General features: G+C 74.5%; 14 protein-coding genes. 6 read left to right on the top strand and 8 right to left on the bottom strand.

Features of this window, described 5'->3' with window-relative positions; translation table 11 throughout:
• Positions 1-129 precede the first annotated feature (129 nt).
• Positions 130-1,062: an alpha/beta fold hydrolase gene (locus ACGFI2_RS28060; protein WP_393522446.1), complete on the bottom strand. Its 933-nt coding sequence runs from the start codon at positions 1,060-1,062 to the stop codon at positions 130-132.
• Positions 1,063-1,206: 144 nt separating this feature from the next.
• On the opposite strand from ACGFI2_RS28060, the gene ACGFI2_RS28055 reads away from it, so the two are divergent.
• Positions 1,207-1,842, top strand: coding sequence for a carbonic anhydrase (locus tag ACGFI2_RS28055; protein ID WP_393522443.1), 636 nt, complete (start codon positions 1,207-1,209; stop codon positions 1,840-1,842).
• A gap of 38 nt (positions 1,843-1,880) precedes the next feature.
• On the opposite strand, the gene ACGFI2_RS28050 is transcribed toward ACGFI2_RS28055, so the two are convergent.
• Positions 1,881-2,210, bottom strand: coding sequence for a hypothetical protein (locus ACGFI2_RS28050; protein ID WP_393522441.1), 330 nt, complete (start codon positions 2,208-2,210; stop codon positions 1,881-1,883).
• A gap of 328 nt (positions 2,211-2,538) precedes the next feature.
• Here ACGFI2_RS28050 and ACGFI2_RS28045 point away from each other — a divergent pair, with 328 nt between their 5' ends.
• From ACGFI2_RS28045 to ACGFI2_RS28035, 3 genes are all read left to right on the top strand, one after another.
• The gene (locus tag ACGFI2_RS28045; protein WP_393522438.1) at positions 2,539-3,030 is read left to right on the top strand and encodes a DUF3145 domain-containing protein; all 492 of its coding nucleotides are present in this window, start codon (positions 2,539-2,541) and stop codon (positions 3,028-3,030) included.
• Between the two features lie 24 nt (positions 3,031-3,054).
• The gene (locus tag ACGFI2_RS28040; protein ID WP_393522435.1) at positions 3,055-4,788 is read left to right on the top strand and encodes a glycoside hydrolase family 3 protein; all 1,734 of its coding nucleotides are present in this window, start codon (positions 3,055-3,057) and stop codon (positions 4,786-4,788) included.
• Between the two features lie 106 nt (positions 4,789-4,894).
• A complete protein-coding gene (locus tag ACGFI2_RS28035; protein ID WP_393522433.1) occupies positions 4,895-5,116 on the top strand; it encodes a hypothetical protein in 222 nt (73 codons plus the stop codon).
• A gap of 58 nt (positions 5,117-5,174) precedes the next feature.
• Here ACGFI2_RS28035 and fabF read toward each other — a convergent pair whose 3' ends face one another.
• The 5 genes from fabF to ACGFI2_RS28010 all read right to left on the bottom strand — a co-directional run bounded on the left by fabF (position 5,175) and on the right by ACGFI2_RS28010 (position 10,225).
• Positions 5,175-6,401 (bottom strand): beta-ketoacyl-ACP synthase II, encoded by a 1,227-nt coding sequence (gene fabF, locus ACGFI2_RS28030; RefSeq protein ID WP_393522430.1) that lies wholly within the window; start codon positions 6,399-6,401, stop codon positions 5,175-5,177.
• A 2-nt stretch (positions 6,402-6,403) separates the two neighbouring features.
• The gene (locus tag ACGFI2_RS28025) at positions 6,404-6,643 is read right to left on the bottom strand and encodes an acyl carrier protein (protein WP_007072348.1); all 240 of its coding nucleotides are present in this window, start codon (positions 6,641-6,643) and stop codon (positions 6,404-6,406) included.
• An 87-nt stretch (positions 6,644-6,730) separates the two neighbouring features.
• Positions 6,731-7,675 (bottom strand): beta-ketoacyl-ACP synthase III, encoded by a 945-nt coding sequence (locus ACGFI2_RS28020; RefSeq protein ID WP_393522427.1) that lies wholly within the window; start codon positions 7,673-7,675, stop codon positions 6,731-6,733.
• Positions 7,676-8,845: an acyltransferase domain-containing protein gene (locus ACGFI2_RS28015; RefSeq protein ID WP_393522424.1), complete on the bottom strand. Its 1,170-nt coding sequence runs from the start codon at positions 8,843-8,845 to the stop codon at positions 7,676-7,678.
• Positions 8,846-8,923: 78 nt separating this feature from the next.
• Positions 8,924-10,225, bottom strand: coding sequence for a PucR family transcriptional regulator (locus ACGFI2_RS28010; protein WP_393522421.1), 1,302 nt, complete (start codon positions 10,223-10,225; stop codon positions 8,924-8,926).
• Between the two features lie 138 nt (positions 10,226-10,363).
• On the opposite strand from ACGFI2_RS28010, the gene ACGFI2_RS28005 reads away from it, so the two are divergent.
• Positions 10,364-10,675 carry a hypothetical protein gene (locus ACGFI2_RS28005; RefSeq protein WP_393522418.1) on the top strand — a complete coding sequence of 104 codons (312 nt, stop codon included), beginning with the start codon at positions 10,364-10,366 and terminating at the stop codon, positions 10,673-10,675.
• A gap of 56 nt (positions 10,676-10,731) precedes the next feature.
• On the opposite strand, the gene ACGFI2_RS28000 is transcribed toward ACGFI2_RS28005, so the two are convergent.
• Positions 10,732-11,394, bottom strand: coding sequence for a hypothetical protein (locus tag ACGFI2_RS28000; protein WP_393522415.1), 663 nt, complete (start codon positions 11,392-11,394; stop codon positions 10,732-10,734).
• A gap of 191 nt (positions 11,395-11,585) precedes the next feature.
• On the opposite strand from ACGFI2_RS28000, the gene ACGFI2_RS27995 reads away from it, so the two are divergent.
• Positions 11,586-12,191 (top strand): copper resistance CopC family protein, encoded by a 606-nt coding sequence (locus tag ACGFI2_RS27995; protein WP_393522412.1) that lies wholly within the window; start codon positions 11,586-11,588, stop codon positions 12,189-12,191.
• The last annotated feature ends 198 nt before the right edge of the window (positions 12,192-12,389 follow it).

Below are 12,389 nucleotides of genomic sequence, written 5' to 3'. Positions count from 1 at the left end.
AGGGTACGGGCCGCCGGCAAGTCGGACGTCGGGGCCATGCCGCTGACCGGCGCACGCCGGTGCCGGTTGCCCGTTATCCGGCTGTTCCCACCCGTTTCCCGCCGCCCGCGGGGGCGGTCCGGGCGGCGGTCAGGCGGCCACCGGCTGCCCGGCCGCCGCGGCCGGGCCGGCGAGCACCCGGCTCAACACCCCGGCGACGGCGGCGCTCACCACCTCCGGGCGCTCCATCATCAGCATGTGGCCGGCACCCGGGCAGACGGTCAGTTCCGCGGTGGGCAGCGCCGCCGCGATGGACTCGGCACAGGGCGGCGGGGTCAGCCGGTCCCGGTCGCCGACCAGCGCGGCCGCCGGCAACCCGCCGAGAGCGGCCAGCGTCTCCAGCCGGTGCTGGGCGCCGATCGAGGCGCGGAACCCGCCGATCGAGCGGAGCGTGGCGCGGGCCACCGCCGAGGTGACCAGCCGGATGTCCGCCGGGTCGCAGCGGTCACCGAAGAGCATCCAGCGGATGCTGGGGCGCAACGCGCGCAGCAGCGCGTACGGCGGCCGCCAGCCGCCGCACCGGGCCAGCACCCCGGCCCCGGTGGTCTCGGCGAGGCGGATCAGCCGGGCGATCCGGGGCGAGAGCCCGTAGACGGTGTGCGTGTGCCCCTCCGCGGTGGTCGAGACGAAGACCAGGCCGGCGGTGCGGGCGGCGAACCGGCCCGGGTGGCGGTGCGCGTACTCCATCACCGTCATGCCGCCCATCGAGTGCCCGACCAGCACGACCGGGCCGGACGGGGCGAACTCGTCGACCACCGCGGCCAGGTCGTCGCCGAGCTGGGCCAGGGTCGCGTCGCGCCGGGTGAGGCAGCTCGACCGGCCGTGGCCGCGCGCGTCGTAGGCGACCACCCGCACCCGGTCGCCGAAGCGTTCCCGCAGGTCGGCGAGCTGTCGGTGCCAGCTGCGCCCGTCCAGCGTCCAGCCGTGCAACAGGACCACGGTGACCTCGGCGTCGACCGGCCCGCTCGCCGTGACGTGCAGGCGTACGTCATCGGCAAGCCGCAGTTCCTGGTGCTCCGGCATCGTCCACCTCCCCGGACCGCTGGGTCCACCGGAGTGAACCGGCGGTGACACCGGCGTTACCCGCCATGACACCACGGCAACCGGGACGGTGCGAAGATTCGCCGTCCGCCCTCGCCGGGTCGGCCCGGTGACCAGGCTGGGGGCATGCCGACCACGCCCGCCGCCCGGAGCCCTCGGGCCGCCCTGGCGGAGCTGCTCACCGGCAACCGCCGCTTCGTCAGCGGCCAGCCGCTGCACGGGCACGACGTCAGCGCCGCCGCGGCGGTGGCCTCCGGCGACCAGCAGCCGTACGCGGTGGTGCTGGGCTGCATCGACTCCCGGGTGCCGCTGGAGGCGATCTTCGACCAGACGTTCGGGTCGATCTGCGTCATCCGCACCGGCGCGCACGTGCTGGACCGGGCGGTCCGCGGCTCGATCGAGTACGTGGTGGGGCAGCTCGGCGTACGGCTGGTGATGGTGCTCGGCCACGAGCGCTGCGGCGCGGTGGGTTCGGCGGTCGACGCGCTGCGCACCGGGCGGCGGCCCGGCGGGGCGCTGGCCTACGTGGTGGACCGGATCGCGCCGGCGGTGGTCGAGGTGGGTGTGGACGACCCGGCCGCGCATCCGCTGGCGATCCGCCGGCACGTGCGGCGGACGGTGGCCGCGTTGCGCGCCGACGACCTGCTCGCCGCCTCGCCGGCGGCCGGCGAGCTGGCCGTGGTGGGCGCGCTCTACGAGCTGGCCACCGGCGAGGTCACGTTGCTGGCGGAGGAGGAGACGCGCGACCGCCCGCCGGGATGATCCCCGACGGGCGGTCGTGGTGGTGCGGGTGAGGGCGCTCAGCCCTCGAAGACGCCGGCCTCGACGAGACGCTTCTCGGTCGCGTCCCAGCCGTGGTCCGGGTGGGAAGCGGCCAGGCCGTTGATCTCGGCGCGGATCTTGGCGGCGTGGCCGGCGGCGGCCAGCACCCGGATCTCCTCGACGAAGGCGTCGGAGTCGGTGCGCAGGTGCGCGGTCTTGCCGTTGGTCAGGTTGCGCACGTAGGCGTGCTTGCCGCCGTTGAGCGGGATCAGGTACTTGAACTCGCCCAGCACGCTGAGGGCGCCACCCTGGCCAGCCTGGCCGGCCCGGACTGACGCGCGCGCGGTCTTAGAGGTGTTGCTCGCCACGGAGGTACTCCTTGCAGACGTACGGTGGGGACGGGAAACGTCCGGGGGCTGATGCGGGTGACGCCCGAGTGGGTGCCGGCCCGCGAAGACGTGCGGCGGCACAGAACCGCCCAGAGAACTGTACACGACCGCGACACCTGACTGGTCGTCGCGTCGTCACGGGGGACACAACCGGGTCGGCCACCCGGGTATTTCCGACCGTCCGGCCCCGCCGAATTTTCCGATTCGCTGGCGCACCACCTGTCACAGCGGTCATCATGTGTGCCAGAGGCCACTCGGGTGACGAGGTCGTAGGGGAAGACGCACCTCGGCTCACCGGGAGGTCACCGTGCCAACGCGTGGCGTCGTATACGTCCACTCGACCCCGCTCGCCGTGTGCTCGCACGTCGAGTGGGCGATCGCGCGCGTCCTCGCCGCGCCGGTCAACCTGCACTGGACGGCGCAGCCCGTCGACCACGGCGCCCGCCGCGCCGAGTGCGGCTGGACCGGCATCCCGGGGACGGGTGCCGAGCTGGCTGCTGCCCTCCGGCAGTGGCCCATGATCCGTTTCGAGGTGACCGAGGAGCCCAGTCCCGGCGTCGACGGTGAGCGCTTCATGTACGTCCCGGGCCGGGGCCTGTTCCGGGCCACCGTCGGCGCGGCCGGCGACATCCAGCTCGGCGAGGACCGGCTGCGCAGCCTGATGGCCGCCGCGCGCGCCCCGGAGGCGCTCGCGCACGCGCTGGACAAGGCGCTCGGCACCGCCTGGGACGCCGAGTTGGAGCCCTACCGGTACGCCGGCGACGGCGCCCCGGTGACGCTGCTCACCCGGGTGGGGTGACGGCGGGCAAGTTGCCCCGATACGGTGGGGCCCGTGTCGATTTCCCCGCGGCGTTCCGCCGTCGCGCTCGCCGCACTGACCGCGCTGCTCGTCTCCGGGTGCTCGGACGGGCCGGACCGACCCCGCCCGGCTCCGTCGACCCCGGCGGCCCCCGCGCCCTCGTCGGCCACGCCGGCGTCCGAGGCCGCCGACCCCGCCGCCCGGGCCGCCGCGCTGGTCGCCACGCTCTCCGACGAGGACCTGGTCGGGCAGGTGCTGATGCCGTACGCGTACGGCAGCTCGGCCACCGAGGTCTCCGCCGGCTCGGCCGCCGGCAACCGGGCCCTGGCCGGCGTCGACACACCCGCCGAGATGGTGGCGAAGTACCGCCTCGGCGGGCTGATCCTGGTCGGCTTCAGCGCCGACGACCCGACCTCGGGCAACCAGGAGACCACGAACGTCGACAGTCCCAAGCAGGTCCGGGCGCTGACCGACGGGCTGCGGGCCGCCGCCGGCAAGCTCCCCACCGGCGCCGCGCCCTTCCTGGTCGGCACCGACCAGGAGTACGGCGTGGTCACCCGGGTCACCGACGGGGTGACCCAGCTGCCCAGCCCACTCGCCGCCGGCGCGGCCGGCAACCCGGCGCTGACCGAGGCCGCCTGGCGGGCCGCCGGGGCCGAACTGGCCGCGATGGGGATCAACCTGGACTTCGCCCCGGTCGCCGACGTGCTGGCCACCCGCAGCACGGTGATCGGCTCACGTTCCTTCGGCGCCACCCCGGCGGCCGCGTCCCCCCAGGTCGCCGGCGCGGTACGCGGGCTTCAGGCCGAGGGCGTGGGCGCGGCGGTCAAGCACTTCCCCGGGCACGGCCTGACCGCCGCCGACTCGCACACCGACCTGCCGGTGGTCGGGCAGTCCCGGGCCGTGCTGGACCGCACCGCGTTCCCGCCCTTCCGCGCCGGGATCGACGCCGGAGCGATGGCCGTGATGTCCGCCCACCTGGACGTCAAGGCGGTCGACCCGGGCACCCCGGCCACGTTCTCCCGCAAGCTGCTCACCGACGTGCTCCGCGGCCAGCTCGGCTTCCAGGGCGTGGTGATCACCGACGGGATGAACATGGCGCCGGCGAAGAAGTGGTCGCCGGGCGAGGCGGCGGTCCGCGCGCTCAACGCCGGCAACGACCTCATCCTGATGACCCCGAACGTGGGCCAGGCGTACGACGGGCTGCGCGCCGCGCTGACGGACGGCTCGCTGCCGCGGGCCCGCCTGGTCGAGGCGGTCACCCGCGTGCTCACCATGAAGTTCCGGCTGGCCGGGCACCCCCAGCCGGCGCTGTCGACGCTGGAGGCCGCCGACCACCGCAAGGCCGCCGCCGACCTGGCCGCCGCCGCGGTGACCGTGCTGCGCGGCCGGTGCGGCGGCGCGGTGAACGGCCCGATCCGGGTCACCTCCTCCGCCGGCCGGGACCGCACCCGGGCCGCGCTGACCGAGGCGCTGACCGCCGCCGGGGTGAAGGTGGTGTCCTCCGGCGGCACCGTGGTCCACCTCGTCGGGTACGGCGACGGCGCGAAGGACCTGCGCGCCGACGCGGCCGTGACGGTGGCCATGGACACCCCGTACGTGCTGTCCGGGGCGAAGTCGCCGACGGTGCTGGCGACGTACTCGTCGACCCGGGCGTCGATGACGGCGCTGGCCGCGGTGCTCGCCGGCAAGGCCCGCCCGACCGGGCGTTCCCCGGTGCCGGTGCCCGGCCTGCCGGCCACCACCTGCCGGACGTAGGGAGGGGCCCCGGTCAACGCCTCCGGTGGAGGAGGGGCCCCGCTCAACACCCGGTGCGACGAAACCGGATGCGGCACGGGGTGACCGGGTGGCAGGGTGAGCGCCCATGGGAGAGGCAGCGCAGGGTTTCCGCTACGTCGAACGTGCCGACGGCACCGTGGTGATCACACATCACGGGCGGGTCGCCGGCACGCTGCGCGGCGGCCGGGCCGCGCAGTTCCTGGCCGAGGTCGACGACGACCCGCAGCTCACGATGGCCCGCTGGACCGGCAACTACCGGCACGGCAACGAGCGGACCGCCCGCCAGCACCCCCGCAACCGAGGCTGATGCAAGGAGGGGTCCCTTCTTGACACACGTGTGTCAAGAAGGGACCCCTCCTTACAACTCAAGGGCGGGTGAACACCAGCGCCACGTTGTGGCCACCGAAACCGAACGCGTTGTTCAGCGCGGCGGGGATCTCCAGGTGCCGGGCCTTGTGCGCGGCCACGTCCAGGTTCAGGCCGTCGTCCGGGTCGTCCAGGTTGATCGTCGGCGGTACCACGCCGTCGCGGATGGCCAGGATGGTGGCGATCGACTCCAGCGCGCCGGCCGCGCCGAGCAGGTGCCCGGTCATCGACTTGGTGGCGGTGAGCAACACGTGGTCACCGATCGCCTGGTGCAGCGCGCCGATCTCCAGCATGTCGCCCACCGGCGTGGAGGTGGCGTGCGCGTTGACGTGCACGATGTCCGTACGGGCCACGTCCGAGTCGGCGACCGCCCGGGCGATGGCCCGGATGGCGCCCTCACCCTCGGCGTGCGGCTGCACCATGTCGTACGCGTCGGAGGTGATCCCGGCGCCGGCCAGGCGCGCGTAGACCCGCGCGCCGCGGGCGGCGGCGTGGTCGGCACGCTCCAGGACCACCACGCCCGCGCCCTCACCGAGCACGAAGCCGTCGCGGGCCTTGTCCCACGGCCGGGAGGCCTTCTCCGGCTCGTCGTTGCGGGTCGACATGGCCCGCATCGAGGCGAAGCCGGCGATCGGCAGCGGGTGGATGACCGCCTCGGTGCCGCCGGCCACCACCACGTCGGCCCGGCCGGAACGGATGATGTCCAGGCCCAGCGCGATCGCCTCCGCGCCGGTCGCGCAGGCGCTGGCCACCGAGTGCACCCCGGCCTTCGCGCCCAGCTCCAACCCGACCCAGGCGGCCGGCCCGTTCGGCATCAGCATCGGCACCGTGTGCGGGGAGACCCGCCGCGGACCGGATGCCTCCAGGATGTCGTCCTGGGCGAGCAGGGTGGTGGCGCCGCCGATGCCCGAGCCGACGCTTACCGCCAGCCGTTCCGGGTCGGCGCCGCCGTCGGCCAGCCCGGCGTCCGCCCAGGCCTCCCGCGCGGCGATGAGGGCGATCGCCTGCGAGCGGTCCAGCCGGCGCAGCTTCACCCGGTCGAGCACCTCGGCCGGGTCCACCGCCAGCTGGGCGGCGATCCGGACGGGCAGTTGCGCGGCCCACTCCTGGGTGAGCGCACTCACCCCGGAGCGGCCGGCGAGCATGGCGTCCCAGGTCGACGCGACGTCCCCGCCGAGCGGGGTCGTCGCGCCGAGCCCGGTGACGACGACGTCGGGGCGACTCATGATCAGGACTGCGCCTCGATGTAGCTGACCGCGTCCCCGACGGTCTTCAGGTTCTGCACCTCGTTGTCCGGGATCTTGACGCCGAACTTCTCCTCGGCCGCCACCACGACCTCCACCATGGAGAGGGAGTCGACGTCGAGGTCGTCGGTGAAGGACTTCCCCTCGGCCACGTCGTCCGGGTTCACCCCGGCAACCTCTTCGAGGATCTCGGCGAGGCCGGCGGTGATCTCGTCACGGGTCATTGCGGTTGGTTCCTCTCATCGGGGGTTTCTCGATGGCCGGCGACGCCGGCCACCGCACCTGGAGCGCGTGCGCGCCCGAGGGGGTCATCAGGGACAGCGGACGACCTGACCGGCGTAGGTCAGGCCGCCGCCGAAGCCGAACAGCAGCACCGGGGCGCCCGAGGGCACCTCCCGCCGCTCGACCAGCTTCGACAGGGCCAGCGGGATGCTCGCCGCCGAGGTGTTGCCGGACTCGACGATGTCCTTGGCGATGATCGCGTTCGGGATGTTCAGCCGCTTGGCGATGCCGTCGATGATCCGGCCGTTGGCCTGGTGCGGCACGAACGCGGCCAGCTCCGACGGGTCCACCCCGGCCCGCTCGCAGGCCTGCAGGGCCAGCGGGGCCAGCGAGGTGGTGGCCCACCGGAACACCGACTGCCCCTCCTGCGCGATGTAGGGCTGCCAGCCCTCGATCCGGACCGCGTCGCTCTTCTCCGGCGCCGAGCCCCACACCACCGGCCCGATCCCGGCCGGCTCGTCGTCGGCGGTCGCGGTGACCACCGCCGCGCCCGCGCCGTCGCCGAAGATGATGCAGGTCGACCGGTCGGTCCAGTCGGTGAAGTCGGAGAGCTTCTCCGCGCCGATGACGATCGCGTTGCGCGCCGCGCCGGCCCGGACCGCGTGGTCCACCGTGCCCAGCGCGTACGCGAAGCCGGAGCACGCGGTGTTGATGTCGTACGCCCCCGGCGCGTTGATGCCCAGCTTGGCCGCGACCCGGCAGGCCACGTTCGGGCTGCGGTCCACGGACGTGCAGGTCGCCACCACGACGAGGTCGATGTCGGCGGCGGTGAGACCCGAGTTGGCCAGCGCCTTGCCGGCCGCGGCGATGGCCATGTCGGCCACCGTCTCGTCGCCGGCGATCCGCCGGGTGACGATGCCGACCCGGTCCCGGATCCACTCGTCGTTGGTGTCGACCATCTGCGCGAGCTCGTCATTGGTGACCACGCGGGAGGGCTGGTAGTGCCCCATCGCGGCGATCCGGCTGCCGACCATCTAGTGCGATCCTCCGATGCGGACGAGGGGCTGGCCCGGGGCGACCGGGTCGGCGTGGTGCGCGAGCCACTCGGTGAGCGGCCCGGTGTGGTGCGCGGTCACCTCGACCGGTCCGTGCCGGCCGGTGACGTGGCCGAGGACCTGGCCGGCGCGCAGCTCGGCGCCCTCGGCCAGCTCGGCCACCGGCGTGAAGACACCGGCGGCGGGGGAGACCACCACCCGGAAGCGGGACGCCGGGGGGTGGACGGCGGCGCCGCCGTGCCGGGCGATGAGCCGCCGGGCGGCGGGCAGGTCGTCCGGCGTGTTCAGGGTGACGATTTCCGGCGCGCCCGCGCCCTTCAGCTCCCGCTTGACCAGGCCGGCCAGGGTGCCGGCCGGCGGCAGCTCGACCACGCCGGTGACGCCGAGGTCGGCCAGGGCGCGCATGCACAGGTCCCAGCGGACCGGGGCGGTCACCTGCCGGACCAGCCGCTGGACCGTCTCCCGGCCGTGCCCGACCGGGTTGCCGTCGAGGTTGGACAGGAGGATGCGGGCCGGATCGGCCACGGTGACGCCGGCGGCCACGCCGGCCAGGGCGGACTCGGCCGGGGCCATGTAGGGCGTGTGGAACGCGCCGGCCACCTGGAGCCGGATGATCCGGGCCCGGGCCGGCGGCTCGGCGGCGAGCTTCTCCAGCCCGGCGACCGCGCCCGCGGCCACGATCTGGCCGGCGCCGTTGCGGTTGGCCGCGTGCAGCCCGTGCGCCTCGAGCGCGGCGAGCACCTCGTCCGGGTCGCCGCCGAGCACGGCGGCCATCCCGGTCGGCTCCAGCGCGCAGGCGGCGGCCATCTCCCGGCCGCGTACGCCGGCGAGCGTCACGGCCGCCTCGGCGGGCAGCACCCCGGCCAGGGCGGCGGCGCCCAGCTCACCCACGCTGTGCCCGGCGACCAGCGCGACGTCGTGCATCGGCAGGTGCTCGGCGGCGAGCAGCGCGGCGGCGACCAGCAGCGGCTGGGTGCGGGCGGTGTCCTTGATCTCGTCCGCGTCCGCCCGGGTGCCGAGGTGGATCAGGTCGACGCCGGCCAGCGCCGACCACCAACGCAGGCGCGCCTCGACACCGGCGACGTCGAGCCAGGGGTTCAGGAACCCGGGCTTCTGTGAACCCTGTCCGGGCGAGAGTACGGCGAGCACGTCTACGACTCTGACGGATACTCGCGGGTCGCGCTGTAACGCACGGCACGAAACCGCACTAGAAGCTTTAGAGGATTCCTACAAAGATCGGCGACGGTCGTCACCGCTCTGGGTGGCTTTCCGGCCTGCTGGGCTCGGTGTCTGGTTCGGGACCGGTGCGACGGCCGGTACCACCGGGTCGAGCCGCCCGACGGTCAGCGCGATCTGGAGCGCGAAGGCGTCCCGCGGCGAGAGCGGCGAGAAGCCGGTCACCTCGGAGATCCGCTTTAGCCGGTAGCGCACCGTGTTCGGGTGCACGAACAGCGCCCGCGCGGCGCTCTCCAGGGTGCCGCCGGCGGTGAAGAACGCGTCAAGCGTCTCCAGCAACTCGCCACCGGCGCGGGCCAGCGCCGCGTACACGTCATGGCGCAGCCGGCGGCGAGCTTCGGCGTCGCCGGCCAGCGCCCGCTCGGGCAGCAGCTCGGCGGCGGCGACCGGGCAGGGCGCGGTCGGCCAGGCCGGCGCGGCCCGGAAGCCGGCGAGCGCGGCCCGCGCGGACTCGGTCGCCTCGTCCAGGCTGGGCACGGCCGGGCCGACCACGACCGGGCCGTCGCCGAACGCGGTACGCAGCTTCTCGGTGGCCGCCAGCGGATCGGCGGCCCCGCCCAGCACGATGACCAGGCGGTCACCGTGCACGCCGCCGATCACCTCGACGCCGATCCGGCGGGCCTGGCGGTAGACCGTGTGCAGCACGGCGGCCACCTCGCCGCCGGGGGAGCGACCCACCGCCACCGCCACCGGCGGCGCGTCCGACCAGCCCAGCGCGGCGGCCCGGCTGGCCAGCACGTCCGGGGAGTCACCACGCAGCAGCGCGTCGACAAGCAACGCCTGCAACCGGGCGTCCCAGGAGCCCCGGGTCTCGGCGGCCCGGGCGTAGACCCGCGCGGCGGCGAACGCGATCTCCCGGGAGAAGCGCAGCACCGCCTCCCGCAGCGACTGCTCCTCGCCCGGCACGGCCAGTTCCGACACCTGTTCCTCGACGACCTCGATGGTCACCTTGATCAGCGCCACGGTCTGCTGGAGGCTGATCGAGCGGGCGAGCGCCTGCGGCGCGGTGGCGAAGACCTCGTCCGACACCTCCTGGGTGCGGTCGGTCGCGCCGCCACCCTGACGCAGCCACTGCACCAGCGACCGCACGCCGGCCTGGGCCACCACCATCACCCACGAGCGCTGGTCGGCCGGCAGCTCCCGGAACCACAGCAGGCTCTCGTCCATCCGGGCGACGCTGGCGGTGGCCAGGCTGCCCGCGGCCCGTTCGATGCGGCGCAGCGTCGCCGACGTCTCCGTCCCGCCCGGTTCGCTCACCGCACCAGCCTGACACGCGCTGACCAGCGGATCCACTCCGCGCCCGCGGCGTGGCCTCCGGCGGACGATCTCCACCGGTACGCGCTGACGATCTCGTCGGGCCGGGCCAGTACGGTGTCAGGGCGCGTCGGGGCGTTCCGCCCGGCGGGCGGAGGCGAAGGTGAGGAGACCGGGATGGCGCACGGGGAGGCCGAGCACGGCTGCGCCCAGGACGAGCCCTGCCGGCCGGGCCACGACCAGCCGCGCTGGACGGGTCTGAGCCACGTGGGCGAGCCCACCGTCGGGCGGTCGCCCGAGCGCGCCGACGACGAGCCGGCGGTGCCGCGACAGCGGGTCGTCGAGCCGGCGTACCCCGCGGTTGAGCCGGTGCCGTCCCAGAGCTGCCGCAGCGACCAGGCCGGTTGGGCGGGCGGCCACCGGCACGGCGCGGTGCGCCCGGGCAACCGCACGACCCGCCGGGAGCGGCCGCCGCGCCGCTGGTGCTGACCACGCGGGCCCCGTCCCGCGGTGGGCGTGGTCGTGCTGACGGTCCGAGTCGGCGCTCAGCGGGTGCGGCGGCGCACCAGCAGCGAGATGCCGGCCAGTCCGGCGGTGATGACCAGCACCACGCCGATGTTGAGCAGCAGCAGTCGCTGAAGCTCGGCGAGCGCGGTGTCGAGGTTGCCCTTCGGGTCGAGCGCGTCCTCCGGCAGGACCCGTTCGCCGCCGCCGATGCCGCCGGAGAGCGTGTCGAACTGGGGGGCCAGCGGCACCCCGACGGCGCGCAGCGTCTCGGACATGTTGAGGCGCCCGAGGAACCAGCCGGCCCGAGGGTGGCTCAGGTCGGGCTGCTTGCCCGGCCGGTAGACCCGGGGGCCGCCCTTGGCCAGCGGGAACAGGTCGTAGGTGTTCTTCGGGGTGCCGGCCACGAGGAGCACCACCGTGTACTTCGGACCGAGGTCCTTGGCGGCGGGGCCGCGCAGCTGCCCGGTCGTACCCAGCCACTTGACCTGGTCGATGACCATGTTGACCTCGGCCGGCCGGGTTTCACCCCGGAGCTGTAGCGGCTGGTCGAGCCGGTCGCCGGTGATGTCCACCCCGGGCGGGGCGAGCTTCGGTTTCGGCGCGGCCAGGGCCGCCGTCGTGCCGGTGAGCGCCAGCGAGCACGCGAGTGCCACCGCCGCCCCGGCCACGACGGTCAGCAGCCGTCTCACCTTCCGGACCATCGCCGCCTCCTCGCCCCGTTCGATGGCTGGCTTCCGCTGCCGGTCACACTGGACCCGCCCACCTGAAAGACTCCGCAGAACGTCGCGTGGTTGCAGCTGGTGGAAGAGTATTTGGAACTATCTGCGAGCTGAGACCGACCAACTGAGCGGCCGAAGATCAGCGGCCGGATCTTACCCGGACGGAGGGGTTCATGGGGGGCAGGGTTGCCCGTACGGCACGCGCCTGGCTGGTGGTGCTCGGGGTGGCGGCAGGGGTGTCGCTGCTGTCGCCGGCCGCGCCGGCCGCCGCGCACAACTCGTTGACCGGCAGCGATCCGAAGAACGGCGCCCGGGTGGCGACCGCGCCGGAGCGGATCGAGCTGCGCTTCCTCGCCACGCCGAGGGAGGCCACGACGAAGGTGACGGTCACCGGGCCGGACAACGTGGCCGCCACGGGCGGCGCGCCGACGTTCTCCGGCAAGCGGGTGAGCGTGCCGTTCACACCGGGCGCGGCCGGGCTCTACATCGTGACCTACCAGCTCGCCTCCGACGACGGCCATACGATCAAGGGCGAGATCCGGTTCACCCTGACCACCGGCACCCCGGCGGAGGCGCCGTCGGCGAGTGCGGCGCCCACCACCGCCGCGCCCACCCCCACCGCGGCGCCGACCGGCGCCGCGCCGGCCTCGGCGAGTCCGACCCCGGCCGCCGGCGACGACGACGGAGGTACGGGCTGGCTGTGGGCGGTCGGCGCGGTCGTGGTGCTGGCCGCGCTGGGCGGCGGCCTGCTGCTCCGTCGACGCGCCGGTCGCGGCTGACCGAACCGAAGCCGGGGCGACGCTCCCATGACGTCATCCGTTCGTCGGATCACTCAGCGTGACGTCGCTCGCGGACAGTGCACCGAGAAGCGGTATGCCGCTGGGTCATAAATATGGGTCTTGTGACGTGTTTGTGGGTGGTTGGGCGCGTCGGTGATGGCGCACGCCGTTGTCCTGCCTAGGTTCTGGCTTGTCGAA

It is taken from the genome of Micromonospora sp. NPDC049282, assembly GCF_043197045.1.
Classification (GTDB): Bacteria; Actinomycetota; Actinomycetes; order Mycobacteriales; family Micromonosporaceae; genus Micromonospora.
This window is presented reverse-complemented; position numbering and strand designations above follow the sequence as displayed.

Bases quoted from the DNA above. Each gene is read 5' to 3' on its own strand.
- ACGFI2_RS28055 (WP_393522443.1), top strand. From the start codon at position 1,207: ATGCCGACCACGCCCGCCGCCCGGAGCCCTCGGGCCGCCCTGGCGGAG.
- ACGFI2_RS28020 (WP_393522427.1), bottom strand. From the start codon at position 7,675: ATGGTCGGCAGCCGGATCGCCGCGATGGGGCACTACCAGCCCTCCCGC.
- fabF (WP_393522430.1), bottom strand. From the start codon at position 6,401: ATGAGTCGCCCCGACGTCGTCGTCACCGGGCTCGGCGCGACGACCCCG.
- ACGFI2_RS28000 (WP_393522415.1), bottom strand. From the start codon at position 11,394: ATGGTCCGGAAGGTGAGACGGCTGCTGACCGTCGTGGCCGGGGCGGCG.
- ACGFI2_RS27995 (WP_393522412.1), top strand. From the start codon at position 11,586: ATGGGGGGCAGGGTTGCCCGTACGGCACGCGCCTGGCTGGTGGTGCTC.
- ACGFI2_RS28035 (WP_393522433.1), top strand. From the start codon at position 4,895: ATGGGAGAGGCAGCGCAGGGTTTCCGCTACGTCGAACGTGCCGACGGC.
- ACGFI2_RS28025 (WP_007072348.1), bottom strand. From the start codon at position 6,643: ATGACCCGTGACGAGATCACCGCCGGCCTCGCCGAGATCCTCGAAGAG.
- ACGFI2_RS28005 (WP_393522418.1), top strand. From the start codon at position 10,364: ATGGCGCACGGGGAGGCCGAGCACGGCTGCGCCCAGGACGAGCCCTGC.
- ACGFI2_RS28060 (WP_393522446.1), bottom strand. From the start codon at position 1,062: ATGCCGGAGCACCAGGAACTGCGGCTTGCCGATGACGTACGCCTGCAC.